21 protein-coding genes are annotated in these 20,093 nt (G+C 65.6%); 10 read left to right on the top strand and 11 right to left on the bottom strand.

The window, feature by feature from the left end:
• Positions 1-275 precede the first annotated feature (275 nt).
• Genes QFZ54_RS13760 through QFZ54_RS13750 form a run of 3 tightly spaced genes read left to right on the top strand, consistent with a single transcriptional unit; the run spans position 276 to position 2,622 of the window.
• The gene (locus tag QFZ54_RS13760) at positions 276-1,058 is read left to right on the top strand and encodes an exodeoxyribonuclease III (RefSeq protein ID WP_307087963.1); all 783 of its coding nucleotides are present in this window, start codon (positions 276-278) and stop codon (positions 1,056-1,058) included.
• Positions 1,055-2,101 carry a GTP cyclohydrolase II gene (gene ribA / locus QFZ54_RS13755; protein ID WP_307087961.1) on the top strand — a complete coding sequence of 349 codons (1,047 nt, stop codon included), beginning with the start codon at positions 1,055-1,057 and terminating at the stop codon, positions 2,099-2,101. The genes QFZ54_RS13760 and ribA overlap by 4 nt, the downstream gene beginning before the upstream one ends.
• 41 nt (positions 2,102-2,142) lie before the next feature.
• A complete protein-coding gene (locus QFZ54_RS13750) occupies positions 2,143-2,622 on the top strand; it encodes a YdcF family protein (protein ID WP_307087958.1) in 480 nt (159 codons plus the stop codon).
• A gap of 196 nt (positions 2,623-2,818) precedes the next feature.
• On the opposite strand, the gene QFZ54_RS13745 is transcribed toward QFZ54_RS13750, so the two are convergent.
• Together QFZ54_RS13745 and QFZ54_RS13740 are read right to left on the bottom strand one after the other, a co-directional pair.
• Complete coding sequence (locus QFZ54_RS13745; RefSeq protein ID WP_307087955.1) at positions 2,819-3,493, bottom strand: HAD family hydrolase; 675 nt, start codon at positions 3,491-3,493, stop codon at positions 2,819-2,821.
• Complete coding sequence (locus QFZ54_RS13740; protein ID WP_307087954.1) at positions 3,490-4,164, bottom strand: YggS family pyridoxal phosphate-dependent enzyme; 675 nt, start codon at positions 4,162-4,164, stop codon at positions 3,490-3,492. Before QFZ54_RS13740 ends, QFZ54_RS13745 begins: the two co-directional genes overlap by 4 nt.
• A 22-nt stretch (positions 4,165-4,186) precedes the next feature.
• On the opposite strand from QFZ54_RS13740, the gene QFZ54_RS13735 reads away from it, so the two are divergent.
• Positions 4,187-4,744 carry a thiamine phosphate synthase gene (locus QFZ54_RS13735; protein WP_307087953.1) on the top strand — a complete coding sequence of 186 codons (558 nt, stop codon included), beginning with the start codon at positions 4,187-4,189 and terminating at the stop codon, positions 4,742-4,744.
• A gap of 122 nt (positions 4,745-4,866) precedes the next feature.
• Here the strand turns inward: QFZ54_RS13735 and QFZ54_RS13730 are convergent, their stop codons facing one another.
• Positions 4,867-5,574 (bottom strand): hypothetical protein, encoded by a 708-nt coding sequence (locus QFZ54_RS13730; RefSeq protein WP_307087952.1) that lies wholly within the window; start codon positions 5,572-5,574, stop codon positions 4,867-4,869.
• Between the two features lie 324 nt (positions 5,575-5,898).
• Between QFZ54_RS13730 and QFZ54_RS13725 the strand changes: the two genes are divergently transcribed.
• The 4 genes from QFZ54_RS13725 to holA are packed head-to-tail and all read left to right on the top strand — an operon-like array spanning position 5,899 to position 10,568.
• A complete protein-coding gene (locus QFZ54_RS13725; RefSeq protein ID WP_056419732.1) occupies positions 5,899-6,330 on the top strand; it encodes a DUF3576 domain-containing protein in 432 nt (143 codons plus the stop codon).
• 10 nt (positions 6,331-6,340) lie between these two features.
• A complete protein-coding gene (gene leuS, locus QFZ54_RS13720; protein WP_307087950.1) occupies positions 6,341-9,022 on the top strand; it encodes a leucine--tRNA ligase in 2,682 nt (893 codons plus the stop codon).
• The gene (lptE, locus tag QFZ54_RS13715; protein WP_307087948.1) at positions 9,019-9,552 is read left to right on the top strand and encodes an LPS assembly lipoprotein LptE; all 534 of its coding nucleotides are present in this window, start codon (positions 9,019-9,021) and stop codon (positions 9,550-9,552) included. The genes leuS and lptE overlap by 4 nt, the downstream gene beginning before the upstream one ends.
• Entirely contained in the window at positions 9,549-10,568 is a 1,020-nt protein-coding gene (gene holA, locus QFZ54_RS13710; RefSeq protein WP_307087945.1) for a DNA polymerase III subunit delta, read from the top strand. Before lptE ends, holA begins: the two co-directional genes overlap by 4 nt.
• A gap of 165 nt (positions 10,569-10,733) precedes the next feature.
• On the opposite strand, the gene QFZ54_RS13705 is transcribed toward holA, so the two are convergent.
• Genes QFZ54_RS13705 through QFZ54_RS13680 form a run of 6 tightly spaced genes read right to left on the bottom strand, consistent with a single transcriptional unit; the run spans position 10,734 to position 16,434 of the window.
• Positions 10,734-11,630, bottom strand: coding sequence for a ParB/RepB/Spo0J family partition protein (locus QFZ54_RS13705; protein WP_307087943.1), 897 nt, complete (start codon positions 11,628-11,630; stop codon positions 10,734-10,736).
• Positions 11,627-12,409, bottom strand: a complete 783-nt coding sequence (locus QFZ54_RS13700) for a ParA family protein (protein ID WP_307087942.1) — start codon at positions 12,407-12,409, stop codon at positions 11,627-11,629. Before QFZ54_RS13700 ends, QFZ54_RS13705 begins: the two co-directional genes overlap by 4 nt.
• Complete coding sequence (gene rsmG, locus QFZ54_RS13695; protein ID WP_307087940.1) at positions 12,406-13,026, bottom strand: 16S rRNA (guanine(527)-N(7))-methyltransferase RsmG; 621 nt, start codon at positions 13,024-13,026, stop codon at positions 12,406-12,408. Before rsmG ends, QFZ54_RS13700 begins: the two co-directional genes overlap by 4 nt.
• Entirely contained in the window at positions 13,023-14,858 is a 1,836-nt protein-coding gene (mnmG, locus tag QFZ54_RS13690; protein ID WP_307087938.1) for a tRNA uridine-5-carboxymethylaminomethyl(34) synthesis enzyme MnmG, read from the bottom strand. Before mnmG ends, rsmG begins: the two co-directional genes overlap by 4 nt.
• A gap of 54 nt (positions 14,859-14,912) precedes the next feature.
• Positions 14,913-16,190, bottom strand: coding sequence for a tRNA uridine-5-carboxymethylaminomethyl(34) synthesis GTPase MnmE (gene mnmE, locus QFZ54_RS13685; RefSeq protein WP_307087937.1), 1,278 nt, complete (start codon positions 16,188-16,190; stop codon positions 14,913-14,915).
• Positions 16,191-16,197: 7 nt separating this feature from the next.
• Positions 16,198-16,434 (bottom strand): DUF6489 family protein, encoded by a 237-nt coding sequence (locus QFZ54_RS13680; protein ID WP_187502488.1) that lies wholly within the window; start codon positions 16,432-16,434, stop codon positions 16,198-16,200.
• A gap of 14 nt (positions 16,435-16,448) precedes the next feature.
• Here QFZ54_RS13680 and QFZ54_RS13675 point away from each other — a divergent pair, with 14 nt between their 5' ends.
• Together QFZ54_RS13675 and QFZ54_RS13670 are read left to right on the top strand one after the other, a co-directional pair.
• Positions 16,449-16,964, top strand: coding sequence for a methylated-DNA--[protein]-cysteine S-methyltransferase (locus QFZ54_RS13675; protein WP_307087935.1), 516 nt, complete (start codon positions 16,449-16,451; stop codon positions 16,962-16,964).
• On the top strand, positions 16,961-17,662 hold the full coding sequence (locus QFZ54_RS13670) for a dienelactone hydrolase family protein (RefSeq protein WP_307087933.1): 702 nt from the start codon (positions 16,961-16,963) through the stop codon (positions 17,660-17,662). The genes QFZ54_RS13675 and QFZ54_RS13670 overlap by 4 nt, the downstream gene beginning before the upstream one ends.
• A gap of 121 nt (positions 17,663-17,783) precedes the next feature.
• Here the strand turns inward: QFZ54_RS13670 and QFZ54_RS13665 are convergent, their stop codons facing one another.
• Entirely contained in the window at positions 17,784-18,503 is a 720-nt protein-coding gene (locus tag QFZ54_RS13665; protein ID WP_307089460.1) for a TerC family protein, read from the bottom strand.
• A 203-nt stretch (positions 18,504-18,706) separates the two neighbouring features.
• On the bottom strand, positions 18,707-19,963 hold the full coding sequence (gene rho / locus QFZ54_RS13660; protein ID WP_031395107.1) for a transcription termination factor Rho: 1,257 nt from the start codon (positions 19,961-19,963) through the stop codon (positions 18,707-18,709).
• Between the last annotated feature and the right edge of the window lie 130 nt (positions 19,964-20,093).

The raw sequence follows: 20,093 nt of genomic DNA, 5'->3' as shown, positions 1-20,093 counted from the left end.
CCTCGCTCCATGCCCCCGGAGCGGGGGTCATTCGCGTAGAGCGGCAGGCAAATGAATTTGCCTAACTCGCTCAAGCGCGGCCGACGAGCTTCAGCTCGGTCGACGACATGGGCTTTGCCCGTGGCGCCTTCTACCTTCGTCAAGACAGTTCCCAACACGACGGTCAGAACTCGTGGAAGCCGACCCACCCCCTGCCCCTCCCTTTCAGGGATGGGAGACTGTCGCGCCTCAGACGCTTCCTTGTCCCCACCCCCCCGCAACGCTACATCGCGGCGGTGAAGATCGTCTCCTGGAACATCAACTCGGTCCGTTTCCGGATCGCCATCGTCGAACAGTTTCTGCGCGACGAGCAGCCCGACATCCTGTGCTTGCAAGAGACCAAGGTCATCGACGGCGACTTCCCGTTGGAGGCGTTCCGCGCGCTCGGCTACGAACACATCGTCCTGCACGGCCAACGCATGCATCACGGCGTCGCGATCCTGAGCCGAGTCCCGATCGTCGAGGACGACCGATTCGACTGGCAGGCGAACAGCGAGGCGCGTCACATCGGCGTCCGCCTCGAGAACGGCGTACGGCTCGAAAACGTCTACGTCCCGGCCGGCGGCGACGTCCCCGACCGCGAGGTAAATCCCAAATTCGGCCAGAAGCTGGACTTCATCGACCGCATGACGACGTGGTCCGAAACCCTCCCCGGCCCCACCATCCTGGTCGGCGACTTCAACATCGCCCCGCTCGAATCGGACGTCTGGAGCCACAAGCAGTTGCTCGACGTCGTCAGCCACACCCCCATCGAGGTCGAGGCGCTCGGCAAATTGCAAGCGGCCGGCGACTGGGTTGATCTCGGCCGTCGCTTCCACCCTGCCCCCGCCCGCCTGTTCACCTGGTGGAGCTACCGCGCCAAGGATTGGGCCGCATCGGACCGTGGGCGAAGGCTCGATCACATGTGGGCGACCGGTGCGGCTGCCGAAGCGGCGGTGTCGCACCATGTCTATGAACGCTGCCGAAGCTGGCTGAAGCCATCCGACCACGTCCCGATCATGACCGAGTTCGCGTTTTGACCAATCCCCGCGCCGCCGCCCGCGCGGTCGATGCACTGAGACGTGGCTGGCCGATCGCGATCGACGGGCTCGTGCTGCTCGCGGTCGAGACGGCGGATGCGGAACGGTTGGCAGCGTTCGATCCCGAAGCGAACGGCGGCGTGCTGATCTCGTCGGGCCGCGCGGTAACGTTGAAGCTCGCGAACCAGCTCGCGGCGGCGGACCCCACCGAACCCGTACTAGTCGATCGCGCGCCCTGGATCGACTTCGCCGCCGCGACCGCGCTGGCCGACCCGCAATTCGACCTGGCGACTCCGCTCAAGGGTCCGTTCCGCACGCTCCCGGTGACCGATCCCGAAGCGGCCGCCGCCGCGTTACGCCTCGCGCGAATTGCCGGACTGCTACCCGCCTTCTTCCTCGGCACCGGCGAACCCGAAGTCGGCATAACCACCGCCGACATCGACGCCCATGAGGACGCGAACCGCCTGACGCTGGCTACGCGCGCGCGCCTTCCGGTCGAGGGCGCGGAGGACGCCGAGATCGTCGCATTCCGCAGCCCCGAAAGCGCGGACGAGCACATCGCGTTGCTGATCGGCCAACCCAACGGTCAGCCGCCGCTGGTCCGATTGCACAGCGAGTGCCTGACGGGCGACGTGCTCGGCAGCCTCAAATGCGACTGCGGGCCGCAGTTGCACGCCGCGATCCACGCGATCCGGCATAGCGGCTGGGGCATCCTGCTGTATCTGCGGCAGGAGGGACGCGGGATCGGCCTGGTCAACAAGCTGCGCGCGTACGCTTTGCAGGATCAGGGTTTCGACACGGTCGATGCGAACACCCGGCTCGGCTTCGCGGTCGATGCGCGCGATTTCGGCGTGGCGGCACGGATGCTGACTCTGCTCGGCCAGCGCGAGGTGCGGTTGCTGACCAACAACCCCGCCAAGGTCGCGGGACTCGAAGCGGCAGGCGTGACGGTGATCGAACGCGTCCCGCACTTCTTGCCCTCCAATCCGCACAATGCGCAGTATCTCGCGACCAAGCGCGATCGCACGGGGCATCAGTTCTGACCGACATTTCACCTTCCCCACCACCCTCGCGCCGCCTGATCGTGGTGTTCGGCGCGGCCGTTCGTCCCGATGGCAGCCCGAGCCCGACTCTCGCCCGCCGCATCGCGTTCGCCGCCGCGGCGGCAGCGCGCTACGTCGATGCAGACCTGTTCTGCTCGGGTGCGAAGGGTACGCATGGACCTTCGGAAGCATCGGTCATGGCCGAAGTGCTGGCGGAAACGGTCGATCGTTCGCGGATCCATCTCGACGAGGCCAGCGTGGATACGTTGCAAAGCGTCGTCGCGGCGACCGCGTTCGCCCGCGCGGGCAAGTATGCGCAATGCATGATCTGCACCGACGGCTATCACCAGCCGCGCATCCGCATGCTGTTCGCGATGCTCGGCATGCCCGCGAGCGCGATCCACGTCCCGCATGGCGGCAGCCGGCGGTACCAACTCAAGATGCGAACGCGCGAGGCCGCGGCAATCCCGTATGACCTGGTCGCAGGGATCGGCGCGATCTGGCGGCGGAAGCGGGGCTGACCACCACCGGCGAGTGCGGGGGCCAGCATCGAAATGTCCACGACTTCCCCCCTCCCTGAAAGGGAGGGGTCGGGGGTGGGTAGGCCAGCTTTGGCCGCGACGGTACAGTAATACGGAACCCTACCCACCCCCGCCCCTCCCTTTCAGGGAGGGGAGCCTGTACTTTTCGGAATAGACAAAGTGGATGTATCCCCGCCTAAGCGAGCAACCGCGCCACGTCCTCGAAACTCTCCGCCAGCGCATCCACACCGATAGCCTTCAGCCGCGCCCCGTGCTCGGCATTGCAATGCGACCCCGCAGACAACCCGATGACATAACCTCCCGAGGCCACAGCCCCGGTCGCACCCACCGGCGAATCTTCAAGAATCGCAGTCCGCGCAATATCCACCCCAAGTTGCCGCGCGCCAAACAGGTACAGATCCGGCGCAGGCTTGCCGTTGGTGACGTGTTCGCGCCCACTATAAAGATGGTCGCCGAACGCATCGCGCAGCCCGATATGCTCCAGATGCCGCGCGATCCACGAGACCGGGCTCGAAGAAACGATCGCCTTGGGCAGGTCGGCAGGAAGCGAGCGGACGAACGCCACCGCGCCCTCGATCGCGTCGACGCCGGCCGCCATCACGCGCTCGTCCTCGGCTTTGCGCGCCGCGTAGAAGTCGTCGGTGAGCGGCCGATCGATCCAGCGTTCGACCGCGTCGATGAACTGCGGCCCGGCGAGCCCCATGAAATTCGCCATCGAATCTTCGGCGGTCGTCGGGTGACCGGCCGCCGTCAGCCATTCCGCTATGTGGCGGTTGCCGACGGCTTCGCTGTCGATCAACACGCCATCGAAGTCGAACAGCAGAGCGTCGAACCGTACCGAAATGCTCATGCTGCGACACCCCGCGCGCCGAACAACGCGCTGCCGATCCGAACGTGAGTCGCCCCGATCGTCACCGCGGTCTCGAAATCGTCGGACATCCCCATGCTCAGCCCGGTCAGCCCATGATCGCGCGCGAGCTTGGCGAGCAGCGCGAAATACGGCGCCGGCTCGACGTCCGCAGGCGGCAGGCACATCAGCCCGGCGATCGGCAAACCGGCGGCACGCGCCTGTTCCACCAGCGCGGGCAGGTCCGCGATCGCGCAGCCCCCCTTTTGCGGTTCGTCGCCGATATTGACCTGGAGGAAGCAGTCCGGGCGACGATCGCTCGCGGCCATCGCCTTCCCGAGTGCAGTCACCAGCGAGGGACGATCGACCGCGTGGATGCAGTCGAACAACGCCACCGCTTCCGCCGCCTTGTTGGACTGGAGCTGGCCGATCAGGTGCAGTTCGACGTCGGGATATTCCTCGCGCAACGCCGGCCATTTCTCGGACGCTTCCTGCACGCGATTCTCGCCGAACACGCGTTGGCCTTCGACGAGCAACGGCTCGATCGCCTCGACCGGATGCGTCTTGGAGACCGCGATCAGCGTCACGTCGGTAACGCGGCGATCGGCGATTTCGGCGGCCTTGGCGATCCGGCTGCGGATGGCCTGCAATTTGGTGGTGTCGTCAGCAATCATGCGGCGCGCTATAGGCAGCGGCGTGGCTCGTCGTAACCCCATTCCCGCGCGCTGGCTGATGACGGACGAGCGGATGGGCAGCGCGTTGTGGCGTGCCCTGACGCGATTGCCGCCTGGATCAGGCGTCGTGTTTCGACATTACGCGACACCCGAGCCGGAACGACGGGCTTTACTGCGGCGGGTCAAGCGCATCGCACAAGCGCGCCGGTTGGTCGTGGTGGTGGCCGGCAAATCCACGATCACAGCCGACGGCGTGCACGGTCGGGCCCGGACCGACGGGATCAGAACCTGGCCAGCGCATTCGAGACGCGAGGCCTTGGCCGGCAAGCGCGAAGAGGCTGATGCCCTGTTCGTATCCCCGATTCACGCCACCCGATCGCATGACGGGGCAGTCGGAATCGGTCCGGCGCAGGCCATGCGGATCGGACGAGGCCTCGGCATACCGATGATAGCGCTAGGCGGGATGAACGAGTCACGGTGGCGGCAAATCCGCCGTTTCGGCTTCCACGGCTGGGCCGCAATCGATGCTTGGCTGCCCACAACGCGCCGTCGTCCTGACGAACGTCAGGACCCAGAGTAACCGATCGCTGCGTCTCATGACCCTGGATTCTGACTTTCGTCAGGATGACGGGAATTGGGTGTTACTAAAACCGTTAGCCGCGATGCGTCTGGATCACCGAAGAGCATCGCTCCATCGAACGCTTAGAAGCGGAAGGCAGTGCCCAGATACACGGCTTGGCTGTCGCGGCGGTCGTCATCGACCTTCACGAAGCGCTCGCGGTCCGACCGGTACCGCACGCCGGCCGTCACGGCGAGACTACGCGTCAAGGCGTACGATCCGCCCAAATCGACCGAATAGCTCGGCGCGTCCTCGACGAGGTGCGGTGCATTCGACAGCGGACGATCCGCCGCGGCCTTCACCGTGCCGCTGAACCGCTTTGCACTATAGCTTACTGCCAGATCGGCCGCTTCACGGCTGCCCGGCATCGCGCCGAGATCGAGCTTGTTCACGTCGCCGGAGATCGCGAACCGCTTCCAGCCGACCGACATGCCGAGGTTGTAGGCGATCGGCGCGATGCCGACGGTCGGCGTCGTCGAGGCCAGGCTGGCCGTGTTGGCGATACCGCGGTTGGTCTGCGCACGGACAGCGACGGTCACTGCGCGATTGTCCTGCCGCGTTTCGGCTGGCGTAAAGCGGAAGCTGCGCGCATCGAAACCGCCGCGCGCGAACATCGCGGCAAGGCGGGGATCGGCGGCAGCCGGGGTGAACGAACCGATACCGCGTACCGCGGCGACATTCTGCTTGCCGATCCGGGCAGGCTGTTCGCTGGCACCGAAGGCGGGCGCGACGATCGCAGCGGTGGCGACAAGCGCCCCGGCAACCACCCCGAATATTCCCCCACGCGTCATCACAACGAATCTGTCCTTCGAATCCCGTATTCGGATCCTGTTAAACAGCATCTAACATGAATTGATCCCGAGCAAAGGCCGCAGAGCCGACCAATCTCACCCCTGGTCGCCGAATTGTCGGACAGTGTTGCAATCAGCACACATGTCACCGCGATAGCGCTACCGGATCGGCCCCAATCATACGCTGAAGGCGCTCGCTGATGCGCCTCGCCGCGATATTCGACGGGCGCTCTATACGGCGCGCTCTCGCATGCGGGCGTCTGCTTGCGGGCGCGCGGGCTCGCCTGTAGAGCAAACGCAGATTTTCTTGCCAGGATGATGCCCATGTTCCGCCGCTCGCGTATCGCAGTCGTGCTGTTTGCCCTGCCTCTCGTCGCTTGCGGCGGCGGATCGGCGCGTCCCAAGGCGGATCTCGCCGCGTCGAAGATCACGACGATCGGCGTGAACAGCTATCTGTGGCGCGCGAGCCTCGACACGCTCGGCTTCATGCCGCTGCTCCAGACCGATTCCAACGGCGGCGTGATCGTGACCGACTGGTACACCAACCCGCAGACCCCGACAGAGCGCATGAAGGTCACCGTGTCGATCCTCGATCAGGACCTGCGGGCCGATGCGCTGCGCGTCGCCGCCCTCCGCGAAGTCAACCGCAACGGCCAGTGGGTCTCGTCGCCGGTCCAGGCCGCGACCACGCAGAAGCTCGAAGACATCATCCTGACCAAGGCCCGCGACCTGCGCCGCGCCTCGATCGCGGGCTGAGGACGAAATAATGGCGTCGCGTTTCAATGCGTTGAAGGCGGACGCGGCGTGGCAGAAGGTCTGGGACGAGCGCAAGACGTTCGCCGCTGACGATCTGTCGACCAAGCCGCGTTCGTACGTGCTCGAGATGTTCCCCTATCCGTCGGGGCGCATCCACATGGGGCATGTCCGGAACTACACGATGGGCGACGTGCTCGCGCGTTTCCGTCGGATGAAGGGCATGGAAGTGCTCCATCCGATGGGCTGGGACGCGTTCGGCATGCCCGCCGAGAATGCGGCGATGGAAAAGGGCGTGCATCCGGGCAATTGGACGCGCGCCAACATCGCGACGATGAAGGCGCAGCTGAAGCGCCTGGGCTTCGCGCTCGATTGGACGCGCGAACTCGCGACCTGCGAGCCCGAATATTACGGGCATGAGCAGGCGCTGTTCCTGGATCTGTTCGCGGCAGGCTTGGTCTACCGCAAGGAATCGGCAGTAAACTGGGACCCGGTCGACATGACCGTGCTCGCCAACGAGCAGGTGATCGACGGTCGCGGCTGGCGTTCCGGCGCGCTGGTCGAGCGTCGGAAACTGTCGCAGTGGTTCCTGAAGATCACCGACTTCGCCGACGAGCTGGTGGACGGCCTCGGCGCGCTCGAGCATTGGCCAGACAAGGTCAAGCTGATGCAGGAAAACTGGATCGGCCGCAGCCAGGGCCTGCAGTTCAAGTTCCAGCTCACTGCTCCCTTCCCGCTCGCGGGAGGGGTCGGGGGAGGGCCTGACACGAACGCGACGGTAGCGATTGGGGGCGCCTCCCCTCCCCTAACCCCTCCCGCAAGCGGAAGGGGAATAGAGTCGGTCGAGGTCTTCACCACCCGCCCCGACACGATGTTCGGCTCCAGCTTCGTCGCGGTCGCCGCCGATCACCCGATCGCGCGCGCCATCGCCGAGACGAACCCGGACGCCGCCGCGTTCATCGAACTCTGCAAGCGCGGCGGCACCACCGCAGCGGAACTCGACACGCAGGAAAAGCTCGGCTTCGACACCGGCATTCGTGCGGTGCATCCGCTCGACAAGACGTGGCACCTCCCCGTTTACATCGCGAACTTCGTGCTGATGGAATACGGCACCGGCGCGGTGTTCGGCGTGCCTGCGCACGACCAGCGCGATCTCGATTTCGCACGCAAATACGACCTGCCTGTCAAGCGCGTCGTCAGCGAAGGCGATGACGAGGCCCCGGTGTTCGTCGGCGACACCGCCTGGACCGGCGCCGGCAGCCTGGTGAACTCGCACTTCCTCGACGGCATGGACATCGAGGACGCCAAGCGCACCGTGATCGAGCGCGCCGAGGGCGAAGGCTGGGGCAAGGGCACGACCGTGTTCCGCCTGCGCGACTGGGGCGTCAGCCGCCAGCGGTATTGGGGCACGCCGATCCCGATCATCCACTGCGACGCGTGCGGGGCGGTGCCGGTGCCCAAGGACCAATTGCCGATCGTGCTGCCCGAGGACGTCTCGTTCGACATCCCCGGCAACCCGCTCGATCGCCATCCGACGTGGAAGCACGTGCCCTGCCCGTCCTGCGGCGGCGATGCGCGGCGCGAGACCGACACGCTCGACACGTTCGTCGATTCGTCGTGGTATTTCATTCGCTTCGCCAGCCAGCCTGACGCGAAACCGTTCGACCGGGCGGGCGCGGAGAAGTGGCTGCCGGTCAACCAGTATATCGGCGGCGTCGAGCACGCGATCCTGCACCTGCTCTACGCACGCTTCTGGACGCGCGCGCTGAAGCATATCGGCATGCTCGACATCGCCGAGCCGTTCGCGGGACTGTTCACGCAAGGCATGGTGACGCACGAGACGTATAGTCGAGGCGACGCCGGCGACACGCAGCCGGAGATCGACACCGACGAGGACGATTCGAGCGACGCGCCGGTGAAGACGAAGTGGCTGTCTCCCGACGAGGTCCGCAAGATCGATGCAGGGTATATCGAGATCGCGACCGGAGGCCCTGTGACGGTCGGTCGCGTGACGAAGATGTCGAAGTCGAAGAAGAACACCGTCGATCCCGAGCCGATCGTCGACCAATATGGCGCCGACGCGGTCCGGTGGTTCGTGCTCTCCGACTCGCCCCCCGAGCGCGATCTCCCGTGGAGCGAATCCGGCATCGAAGGCGCCTGGCGGTTCGTCCAGCGGCTCTGGCGGCTGATCGAGTCCGACGATGCCGCCAAGGCCGAGGGCGACGACGTCGCGCTGCGCAAACTCTGCCACCGGACGACCGTCGGTATCGAGAGCGATATCAACGCCTTGCAGTTCAACAAGGCAGTCGCGCGGCTCTATTCCTTGTGCACCGCGATCGAGAAGGCACCGCCCTCCGCCGACCGCGAACAGGGAGTCCGCACGTTGCTGCTGCTCGTCAGCCCGATGGTCCCGCACGTCGCCGAGGAAGCCTGGGCGACCGCGGGCAATGACGGCCTGATCGCCGATGCCGCGTGGCCGATCGTCGATCCCGCGATGCTGGTCGACGACGAAGTCACGATCGCGGTGCAGGTCAACGGCAAGCTGCGCGACACGCTCGTCTTCGCCAAGGGCGCGCCGAAGGATGAGGTCGAAGCCGCCGCGCTAGCCTCCGAGAAGATCGTCCGCCTGCTCGAGGGCAATCCGCCCCGGAAAGTGATCGTCGTGCCCGACCGTCTCGTGAACATCGTCGCATGAAGCGGCTTGCGATCCTCGCCGGTGCACTCGTGCTATCGGTAACGCTGTCCGGCTGCGGTCTGCATCCGCTCTACGCAGGCGGCAGCAGCGGTCCGGTTGCGGGTGCGCTCGGCCAGGTCGAGATCGCGCCGATCGCGGGCAAGAACGGCTGGCTGATGGCCACCGCCCTGCGCGACCGCCTGCCATCGAACGGTGCGCCCGCACTCTACCGGATCGACATCCGCCTCGACGACCAGATCAGCGGCCTCGGCGTCCGCACCGACGACAGCGTCTCGCGCGAACGCCGGACTCTACGCGCGCGCTATCAACTCGTACGGATCGGTGACGGCTCGGTACTGCTCGACGCGACTGCTGGCTCCGACGCCGGCATTGACGTCGTTCGCTCGGAATATGCGACGATCGCGGCCGAGAACACAGCGCTCGAACGCCTGTCGCAGATCGTCGCCGACCAGATCGTCGCGCGTATTGCGCTGTATGCGCGGAATACGCCTGCGGTCGCGGCGGCGCAGGCCACCACGCCCGCAAAGTGAAGGCCAGCGCCGGCCAGATCCGCGGTGCGCTGGCCAAGCCTAGCGGCGACATCCGCTTGTACCTGCTCCACGGCCCCGACGAGGCCGGTGCAAGTGATCTTGCCCGCGTGCTCGCCAAGGCGATGGGGGCTGATGCCGAGCGCGTCGATCTCGACGGCTCGACACTCAAGAGCGATCCGGGCCGGCTGACCGACGAAGCCGCATCGCTGTCGCTGTTCGCAGGCGCTCGGTTCGTCCGCGTCGCCTCAGCCGGCGAGGAAAGCCTGGAGGCCTTTACCAACCTGCTCGCGGCCGAGCGCGTCGGCAATCCGGTCGTCGCGATCGCGCCAACCGTCAAATCAACCGCCAAGATCGTCAAGCTCGCGATCGACTCCCCCCGCGCGATGGCGTTCGCCTGCTACGCCCCGACCGCGCAGGACGCCGAACGCCTCGCAACAACGATCGCCGGCGAGCACGGCCTCCGCCCCGCCCCGGGCGTCGCGCGTCGCCTGGTGGATACGACCGGTGGCGATCGCGCCGTCATCACGCGAGAGATCGAGAAGCTGGCACTCTACCTCGATGCCGCACCCGATCGCCCGGCGGACCTCGATCATCACGCTCTCGATGCGGTCGGAGCCGACCTCGGCGATGCCGAAATGAGCCGCGCTATCGATGCCGTGATAGATGGACGGGTCGACGATCTAGGCGCCGAACTTGCCGTGCTCGAAGAAGCCGGCACCTCGCCAATACCGTGGCTCCGCCAACTCGTCCGCCGCCTGATCGCGCTAGCCGACATGCGCGGCGAAATCGACCGCGGCGAAGCAGTCGACGCGGTAATGAAACGCCACCGGGTGTTCTTCAAGGAAGAGGCGAGCACCGCGCGATCCTTGCGCCGCTGGTCACCGGTAATGCTCGCCACCGCGATCCAGCGCGTACGAACCGCAGAGCGCGCGATCATGGCCTCGGGGAATGCCGGCGGGGTAGTCGCCGAAGCGGCTGTGGTCGCGCTGTCCCAAGCGATCGCTCGGCGAAACTAATGGGCCTCCGCAACCTCATTCGCGTCTGCCTCCGCTCCCCCTCGCCGTTCGTCTCACCCTTCCCCCGTTCGTCCTGAGCGAAGTCGAAGGATGGTCCGGTGCGCAGGTGCTTCGACTTCGCTCAGCACGAACGAAAGGGTTAATTCGTACACGCGTACTCTCGACCTAGATCGCCCCACCCGTCAGCCGCTGGCACACCATATCGAGCTGGTCCAACGTAGAATAACTAAGGGTCAGCGTGCCCCCAGTCTCGGTATGCGCAACCCGCACCTGAAGCCCGAGCAGATCCGCCAGTTGCCGCTCCAAAGCTGCAATATCCGCATCCGGAATCCGAGGCTCGGCCGGCTTCCCGGTACGGCTCCGCCCAGGCTTCGCATCGCGCGCCAGCTTCTCCGTCTCGCGCACCGACAAGCCGCGCGCGACAACCTGATCCGCCAGCGACTCCACGTCGGGCGACCCCAGCAACGCCCGTGCATGCCCCATCGACAGCGACCCATCGACCACCTGCGACTGCACCTGCGCCGGCAGTTCCAGCAACCGTAGCAAGTTCGCGACATGGCTGCGCGACTTGTGGACGATCTTGGCGAGGACCTCCTGCGTATGGCCGTATTCACCGGCCAACCGCTGATACGCCTGCGCCTCTTCGATCGCGTTGAGGTCCTCGCGCTGGATGTTCTCGATCAGCGCGATCTCGAGCGTCTCGGCATCGTCGAAGTCGCGGACGACGACGGGCACCTCGTGCAGCCGCGCCCGCTGTGCCGCCCGCCAGCGCCGCTCGCCCGCGACGATCTGGTAATCATGGCCATGTGGCCGGACGACGATAGGCTGGATCAGCCCACGCGACGCGATCGACGCCGCCAGCTCGTCGAGCATCGCCTCGTCGAAATGCCGCCGCGGCTGATCGGGATGCGGCGATAGCGAACTGACGGGCAGCATCCGCACGCCCGACGATTGCTGCGCTGCACCATCAGCCGACACTGGCGTCTCACGCGCCATCTCGCCGAGCAGCGCGTTGAGGCCCCTGCCCAGCCCTGGACGGCCGCGTTTGTTACCGTCGCTCATGCCGCCGCCTGCGTCGTTGCGGGAAGCCGGCCGATCAGTTCACGCGCGAGCGCAATATACGCCTGTGACCCCGAACACCGGTGATCGTAGATCAACGCAGGCAACCCATGGCTCGGCGCCTCCGACAATCGCACGTTCCGCGGGATCACCGTCTCGAACACGACCTTGCCCAGCACAGCCCGGACGTCCGCCGAGACCTGGTCGGTCAGGCGATTCCGCCTATCGAACATCGTCAGCGCGACCCCCAGAATCGACAACCCCGGATTGAACCGCTGGCGGATGCGCTCGACCGTACTCAACAACTGCGACAACCCCTCAAGCGCGAAAAACTCACATTGCAGTGGCACCAGCAGCGAGTCCGCCGCGACCATCGCGTTGATCGTCAGCAGCCCGAGCGACGGCGGGCAATCGATCAGCGCGATATCCCACGGCCCCTGCGCCGCCTTCACCGCGCGATCCAGCCGATGCGTGCGTGCGTCGAAATCGACCAGCTCGATCTCCGCCCCCGACAGGTCCACCGTGGCGGGCACGATATCGAGCCGAGGCACGCGCGTATGGACCACCGCCTCTTCGATCGAGGTCTCGCCGACCAGCACGTCATAGCTCGATCGCTCGCGCTGCGAATGGCCGATGCCGAGCCCGGTCGACGCATTGCCCTGCGGATCGAGATCGACCAGCAGCACACGCATGCCCGTCGCCGCGAGCGCGGTCGCGAGGTTGATAGCGCTAGTGGTCTTGCCCACCCCGCCCTTTTGATTGGCGACCGCGATGGTGATCATCGCGCGCTTACCCGATCCAGAACCACGATCGACGACTCCGGGTTCGTGACGCTTTGTTCCACGTGGAACATAAACCGCCAATGCTGCTTGAGCGCGGCCAGCTCTTCTCCGTCGAAACGCCCCCGAGGAAGCAACCACCGCGTCTGCGTTGTGGCGCAGTGTGCCGCCCCACGCAAAAGGTTTTGCAGCGACGCGACCGCACGAGCGGAAATGATCGACGCGTCCGCAGTTGCGTTCTCCACTTTGGAAGAATGGACACGAACCTGATCGCCGAGGCCAAGCCGAGCGACACAGAGCTGAAGAAAGTCTGCACGCCGTCGCCGGGGTTCGACAAGATCGACCCGCCCCTCGCGAACCAGGGCTACAACCATACCGGGAAAGCCCCCGCCCGTGCCGATATCGAGCCACCGCTTCGCCGACGTATCCGCCCCCGCAAGGGCAACGAGTTGAAGCGAGTCGACCACGTGCCGGTCCCAAATGGTGGGGATCGTCGACGGCGCGATCAGATTCTGATGCGGTGCTTCCTCGACGACCATCGCCACGAACGCCGCCAGACGCCCGGTCGCCTCCGCCCCGAACCGCTCGGTCGTCCAACTCTGCGCGTCGTCTTCGGTCATGCTGGCACTCGTTTCGTATGCAATAATACCGCCGACAACGCAGCCGGCGTAATCCCGCGCACCCGAGCCGCCGCCGCTAGCGAGGTCGGCCGCGCCGCGCTCAGACGATCGATCATCTCGTTCGACAGGCCCGGCACGCGGTCATAGGCAAGGTCTTCCGGCAACCGGATCGCCTCGTCGGCCCGCAGCCGCGCGACCTCCTGCGCCTGCCGCTCGATATACGGAGCATAGCGCGCGTCCTCTAACACTTCGTCAACGACCGCCGCCGGGATCCCCGCCGCCGCGTCCGGCGCGACATGCGCGAGCGTCACGCCCTCGAACCGGAGCCAGTCGAACGCAGTCCGCCGCGCACCGTCTCGACCAATCGCTACACCCTGATCGGCCACATGGGTTGCGGTCCGCTCCCCGTCGAGCGCCGAGCGGAAACGGGCGCGATCTTGAGCCAGCGCATGCTGATGCGCCAGCCGCTTCGGTCCAAGACACCCCGCCGCCTCCGCGATCCCACCCAGCCGCGTCTCGGCATTATCCGCGCGCAACGACAACCGGAACTCCGCCCGCGCCGTCAGCATTCGATACGGCTCGGTCACGCCTTGCAGCGTGAGATCGTCGATCATCACACCGAGATAGCTGGAAGCGCGATCAAGGATCACCGGGGCCAAGTCGCACGCATCCGCCGCAGCATTGAGCCCCGCAACGAGCCCCTGCCCCGCCGCTTCTTCATAGCCGGTGGTACCGTTGATCTGACCCGCGCAGAACACCCCTTCGATCGCACCGAGCGCGAGCCGCGTATCGAGCGCCCGCGGATCGATATAATCATACTCGACCGCATAGCCCGGCATCGTCATTCGCACGCGTTCGAGACCGGGAATGCTGGCGAGCATCTCTGCCTGGACCTCTGCCGGCAACGAGGTCGACAACCCGTTCGGGTAGACAGTAAAGTCGTCGAGCCCCTCGGGTTCGAGGAAAACCTGATGCCCGTCGCGGTCGCCGAACCGATGGACCTTGTCTTCGATCGAAGGACAATAGCGCGGACCTGCCGCCTCGATCGCACCGGTGAACAGCGGCGACCGATGGAACGCCTCTCGAATAAGTGCGTGCGTGCGATCGGTCGTACGAGTGATAGCGCAGGCGATCTGCGGGAGCGGGCGGGCGCGGGTCATCGGCGACATCGTCCACGGATCGAGGTCCGACGGTTGTTCGGCGAGTGCGCCCCAGTCGATCGTGCGGCCGTCCAATCGAGGCGGTGTGCCAGTCTTCAGTCGCGCCATCGGCAGGTCCCGCGCGCGCAACTGGTCCGCGAGTGGCTTGGCCGCGCGTTCGCCGATCCTGCCACCTTCCTCGCGATCATCCCCCCGGAAGATCCGCCCACCGAGAAACGTGCCGGTCGCCAGCACGATTGCGCGGGCTGCGACGATCGAGCCATCCGCGAGCACGACGCCAGCTACCCGATCGCCGTCGAAATGCAGCGCAGTCGCTTCACCTTCGACGATAGCGAGCCCTTCGGTCGCGGCCAGCATAGTCTGGATTGCACCCGAATAGAGCCGACGGTCTGCCTGGATGCGAGGGCCCTGCACCGCCGATCCCTTGCTCCGATTGAGCATCCGGTAGTGGATCGCCGCCGCATCCGCAGCACGTGCGATCAGCCCGTCGAACGCATCAACCTCGCGGACCATATGCCCTTTGCCCAGGCCGCCAATCGCCGGATTGCAGGACATCGCACCGATATGCCGCGCGTCGAACGACACGAGCGCAGTGCGCGCGCCCCTACGCGCCGCCGCGGCTGCGGCTTCGGTTCCGGCATGGCCACCGCCAACCACCACTACATCGAACATAGCTCAGCCCTAGTGCGGCCCAGTCGGCGCGTCAAAGATGTTCCACGTGGAACATCACTTGCCGATGCAGAAGCGTCCGAACAGTGCGTCGAGCATCTCCCCGGTCGCGTCGAGACCCAGAACGCCGGCCAAGATCGCGCGGGCTTGGCGAAGATGCTCAGCGACAATGAGCGCGTCGGAACTCCGGTAGCGCAGCGCCTCGGCGGCCAGTCCGCACTGCCGCCGCTGAAGCTGCTTGAGCGCAATTCCATCGCTGCGTGGGAGCAGGGTCATGGCGCGATTATGCATCTCCGTCCAAAGCCGATCGAGCGAACCGCGATCGGTCTGCGCAATGGCGAGCGCGCGTCCTGCCGGGATACCCCCCCGCCCCGGCAAGTCCGCACGGGCATGGATCCACAGAGCATCCGTCCGCGGCGGTGGGGTGTCGGCGAGCCACAACACGATGTCGGCTGCGGCGAGTGCGTCCTCGGCTAGAGTCACGCCGATCGCCTCGATCGGATCCTGCGTATCGATCAGGCCGGCGGTGTCGGTCAGCACATAGGCGACACCGTTGCGGATCACCGGCACCTCGATCCGGTCGCGGGTGGTGCCGGAGATCGGCGAAACGATCGCTGCGTCGCGCTCTCCGAGCAGGTTGAGCAGCGTCGACTTGCCGCTATTGGGCGGACCGCCGATGACGACACCAAGCCCATCCCTCAGGCGCTCGACCGGCGGGGCGTCGACCACCGCCTCGATCTTCGCGGCCAGCGAGTCGATGTCCGCAACGATCGCGTCGAACGCGGCAGTATCGCTCGCCACATCGTCCTCGTCCGCGAAATCGAGCATCGCCTCGATCCGCGCGGACAGCATTGCGACGGAGTCCATCCAGCCGCGAACCGTCTGGCTCACGCGACCCTCGGCTGCGGTCATTGCGGCGATGCGCTGACTCTCGGTCTCCGCCTCGAGCAGATCGGCGAGGCCTTCCGCTTCGGTGAGATCGATACGGCCATTGGTCAGTGCACGGCGGGTAAACTCACCGGGCTCGGCCGGACGGAGACCGGACTGCGCCGACAACGCGCGCTCGACAACGGCGATAACCGCACGGCCCCCATGGCAATGAAGTTCGACCAGATCCTCACCGGTCGCCGTCGTCGGTCCCGGAAAGACGATCACCAGCGCACGATCGAGCAATGCCCCATCCGCATCGCGCAACCCCCGCAGGCTTGCGTGGCGGGCGGCTGGCAACGAGCCTGCCAGCGCTTCGGCCGCCGCGAACGCTTGCGGTCCGCTGATCCGGACGACAGCGATCGCCGCGGGCGGTCGCCCGCTCGATACCGCAAAAATCGTATCCACGTGAAACTCAGCTACCGCTTTTGGTCGCGGTATCGAACATCCGTTTCCACATCGCCATCCCCGCCTCGCCCATCGGCTGCCAGCCGCGCATCATCGATTCGAGCATCTCCGGCTTCATCTGGCCGTCGGGAATCGCGTCCATCATCATCGCGACATAGCGATCGTGGATCGGTGTCAGATCGGGCAGGCCGACCGCGCGGCGCGCCTCTTCGGGGGTGCATTCGATCTCGATATTCATCTTCATGTACCGCGTCCCAGATGGCGCTTGAGCCGCCCATCCGCGCGCTGCATAGCGTGGCAATGTATGCGCGCGATGCAGCCTCGATCGCAACGCCAATCGGACTGGTCCGCGTGACCGGTACCGCAAACCGGATCGACGCTATCGAGATCCTCGCATCGGGCGATGCGGTGGCGAGCAATGCGCCAGCCATCCAAGAAGCGCTCCGTCAACTCAAGGCGTATTTCGCCGGGCGGCTGACGGCGTTCGACCTACCGCTCGCCCCCTCGCCTACCGAACGCGGCGCGGTCCTGCGGCAGGGGATCGTAGACATCGCATACGGCGAGACTGCGAGCTACGGCGCGCGCGCGAAAGCGATCGGGTCCAGCCCGCGCGCGATCGGCCGGGCGTGTGCGCGCAATCCTTTTCCGATCGTCGTGCCCTGTCACCGGATCCTTGGAGCCGGCGGGGCGCTTGGTGCGTATTCCGCGGGCAACGGCCCCATCACCAAATCCAGGCTGCTCGATCACGAGCGGCCGCAAGGAGGATTGCTATGACGAACACGACAACCATCGCGACGCTCGACGGCTCTGGCGATTTCCATGCCTATCGCGCCGCCCCCGCCGGCACGCCCAAAGCCGCGATCATCGTGATTCAGGAAATCTTCGGCGTGAACGCAGGCATCCGCCGCAAGTGCGATACGCTCGCCGAGGCCGGCTATCTGGCGATCGCGCCCGACCTGTTCTGGCGGCTGGAACGCGGCATCGAACTGGATCCGGACATCAAGCCCGAGTTCGATCACGCGCTCGAGCTCATGGGGCAGTTCGACCAAGATAAGGGCGTGGCAGATATCGAGGCCACGATCCGCACGGCGCGTGCCGAGCTCGGCGATAGCAGCAAGGTCGGCGTAGTGGGCTACTGCCTCGGCGGACGGCTAGCGTTCATGACCGCGGCCCGGACCGACGTTGATGCGAGCGTCGGCTATTACGGCGTCGGGATCGACGGTCTGTTGGGCGAGAAGCACGCGATCGCCCACCCGGTGCTGTTGCACGTGCCGCAGGAGGATCACTTCGTCGACAAGAACGCGCAGGCGGCGATGCATGCCGGGCTCGACGATCACCCCAAGGTGAGGATCTACGATTACGCGGGCGAGGATCACGGCTTCGCGACCGAGTTCGGCGAGCGGCGCTCGAACGCATCTGCGAAGCTGGCCGATGAGCGTACGGCAAGGTTCTTCGCGGAGAACCTGGGCTAACGTCCCCTCCCCGTCAGCCCGGGCTTATTCCAGCATGACGGGGGCGCTGACGACAGATATGAAAAAGGCCTCGCCGGGATCACATGGCAAGGCCTTTTTCTATCCCACAATCGGCGATCGATCAGCGCAGCAGCGTGATAATCCCCAGCGTATCGCCGGTGCCGACCCAGCCTTCGTAGATCATCTTGATCGCAACCACGAGGATCACGGCGAGACCGATATAGGCGATCCAGCGATACTTGTTGATGACGCGCGCGATGTAGTTCGCGGCAAGACCCATCATCGCGACCGACAGCAGCAGGCCGATGACGAGGATGCCCGGATGCTCGCGCGCCGCGCCAGCGACCGCCAAGACGTTGTCCAGGCTCATCGACACGTCGGCAACGGCAACCGCCCAGGCCGCGCTTGCGAAACCCTTCGAGGACCGCAGACCCGAGCGTTCATCGCCCTCGATCTCCTCGGACCCTGCGTTCTGTGCGCCCTCGCGGATTTCGCGCCAGAACTTCCAGCAGACCCACAGCAGCAACAGGCCGCCCGCGAAGATCAGCCCGACGATGCCCATCAACCACGTCACGATCAGCGCGAAGAAGATGCGCAGCACCAGCGCCGCGCCGATACCAATCAGGATGACCTTCTTGCGCTGATCGGCCGGGAGGCCGGCGGCGAGTGCACCGACGACGATCGCGTTGTCGCCCGCCAGGACGAGGTCGATCATCAGGACCGATCCGAACGCGGCGAGCGCCTTCGGATCGCCGAGGTTGGAGAAGTCCGCGACGATGTGCTGCCAAATCTCCAGCGGTGAGCCGGGTCCGGCGACTCCCGATGCGGCGGTTGCCAGCATGGCGATGATACTCAAGATGTCAGCTCCCGGTGACGGATTTCATGGTGGGGTAATAGCAAAGCGGCACGCGAAAGCCATGCTCTCGCGTGCCGCTTTGGTCTTCTTGGCAGGACATGGGCAAAGCCCATGTCGTCGGTCGGGGCCCTGCCCCGCCGGCCGAACCGGTGCGAGTCCCGCGCTAGTTTGGCGCAGGCCGCATCCGGTTATTGATTCATGCTGTCGAAGAAATTCTCGTTGGTCTTCGAATCCTTCATCTTGTCTAGCAGGAACTCCATCGCGTCGATCGTGCCCATCTGCATCAGGATGCGACGCAGCACCCACATCTTGCTGAGCTTGGCCTTGTCGACCAGCAACTCTTCCTTGCGCGTGCCCGACTTGCCGACGTCGAGCGCCGGGAAGATGCGCTTGTCCGCGACCTTGCGATCGAGCACGATTTCCGAGTTGCCGGTACCCTTGAACTCCTCGAAGATCACCTCGTCCATGCGGCTGCCGGTGTCGATCAGCGCGGTGGCGATGATCGAGAGCGAACCGCCCTCCTCGATGTTGCGCGCGGCACCGAAAAAGCGCTTCGGACGCTGCAGTGCGTTCGCATCGACACCACCGGTCAGGACCTTGCCCGACGACGGCACGACGGTGTTGTAGGCGCGACCCAGACGCGTGATCGAGTCGAGCAGGATCACCACGTCCTTCTTGTGCTCGACTAGGCGCTTGGCCTTTTCGATCACCATTTCAGCGACTTGGACGTGGCGCTGCGCGGGTTCGTCGAAGGTCGAGCTGACGACCTCGCCCTTCACGCTGCGCTGCATGTCGGTGACTTCCTCGGGGCGCTCGTCGATCAGCAGGACGATCAGGAACACCTCGGGGTGATTGTCGGTGATCGCCTTGGCCATGTTCTGCAACATGACGGTTTTACCAACACGTGGCGGCGCGACGATAAGCGTGCGCTGGCCCTTACCCTGCGGCGACACGATGTCGATCACCCGCGCCGACTTGTCCTTGACGGTCGGGTCGGCGGGATCGAGCGTCAGCTTGCTCTCGGGGTAGAGCGGCGTGAGGTTGTCGAAATTGACGCGGTGGCGGACGACGTCGGGGTCGTCGAAGTTGACGGCCGTGAGCTTCACCAGCGAGAAATAGCGCTCGCCATCCTTCGGCCCGCGGATCTCGCCTTCGACCGTGTCGCCGGTGCGCAGCCCGAACTTCCGCACCTGGTTCGGCGAGATATAGATGTCGTCAGGACCGGCCAGATAGTTCGACTCCGGCGAGCGCAGGAAGCCAAAGCCGTCGGGCAGGACCTCGATCGTGCCGAGCCCCATGATCTGGTCGCCATTGTCAGCCTGCACCTTCAGGATCGCGAACAGCAGGTCCTGCTTGCGCAGCGTCGAGGCGCTCTCGACCCCCAATTCCTCGGCCAGCTGGACCAGCTCGGCGGGCTTCTTCTTCTTCAGGTCTTTGAGATGCATGGGGATTTCCGGATAGCAATCAACGGGCAATAGCTCGGTCGGCGGGTACGCTTGGGAAGCGAAACTGGGCGAGACGAAGCTGGCAGGACACGACCGGGCAGGACGCCAGGAGGCCGTGTTGGGAGAAGGG

The sequence above is a fragment of the Sphingomonas faeni genome (assembly GCF_030817315.1).
GTDB lineage: Bacteria > Pseudomonadota > Alphaproteobacteria > Sphingomonadales > Sphingomonadaceae > Sphingomonas > Sphingomonas faeni_C.
Note: the sequence above shows the minus strand (reverse complement) of the source record. Positions and strands in the feature narration are given on the sequence as shown.

Bases quoted from the DNA above. Each gene is read 5' to 3' on its own strand.
- QFZ54_RS13745 (WP_307087955.1), bottom strand. From the start codon at position 3,493: ATGAGCATTTCGGTACGGTTCGACGCTCTGCTGTTCGACTTCGATGGC.
- QFZ54_RS13740 (WP_307087954.1), bottom strand. From the start codon at position 4,164: ATGATTGCTGACGACACCACCAAATTGCAGGCCATCCGCAGCCGGATC.
- QFZ54_RS13730 (WP_307087952.1), bottom strand. From the start codon at position 5,574: ATGACGCGTGGGGGAATATTCGGGGTGGTTGCCGGGGCGCTTGTCGCC.
- QFZ54_RS13725 (WP_056419732.1), top strand. From the start codon at position 5,899: ATGTTCCGCCGCTCGCGTATCGCAGTCGTGCTGTTTGCCCTGCCTCTC.
- leuS (WP_307087950.1), top strand. From the start codon at position 6,341: ATGGCGTCGCGTTTCAATGCGTTGAAGGCGGACGCGGCGTGGCAGAAG.
- lptE (WP_307087948.1), top strand. From the start codon at position 9,019: ATGAAGCGGCTTGCGATCCTCGCCGGTGCACTCGTGCTATCGGTAACG.
- QFZ54_RS13705 (WP_307087943.1), bottom strand. From the start codon at position 11,630: ATGAGCGACGGTAACAAACGCGGCCGTCCAGGGCTGGGCAGGGGCCTC.
- QFZ54_RS13700 (WP_307087942.1), bottom strand. From the start codon at position 12,409: ATGATCACCATCGCGGTCGCCAATCAAAAGGGCGGGGTGGGCAAGACC.
- rsmG (WP_307087940.1), bottom strand. From the start codon at position 13,026: ATGACCGAAGACGACGCGCAGAGTTGGACGACCGAGCGGTTCGGGGCG.
- mnmG (WP_307087938.1), bottom strand. From the start codon at position 14,858: ATGTTCGATGTAGTGGTGGTTGGCGGTGGCCATGCCGGAACCGAAGCC.
- QFZ54_RS13680 (WP_187502488.1), bottom strand. From the start codon at position 16,434: ATGAAGATGAATATCGAGATCGAATGCACCCCCGAAGAGGCGCGCCGC.
- QFZ54_RS13675 (WP_307087935.1), top strand. From the start codon at position 16,449: ATGGCGCTTGAGCCGCCCATCCGCGCGCTGCATAGCGTGGCAATGTAT.
- QFZ54_RS13670 (WP_307087933.1), top strand. From the start codon at position 16,961: ATGACGAACACGACAACCATCGCGACGCTCGACGGCTCTGGCGATTTC.
- QFZ54_RS13665 (WP_307089460.1), bottom strand. From the start codon at position 18,503: ATGCTGGCAACCGCCGCATCGGGAGTCGCCGGACCCGGCTCACCGCTG.
- rho (WP_031395107.1), bottom strand. From the start codon at position 19,963: ATGCATCTCAAAGACCTGAAGAAGAAGAAGCCCGCCGAGCTGGTCCAG.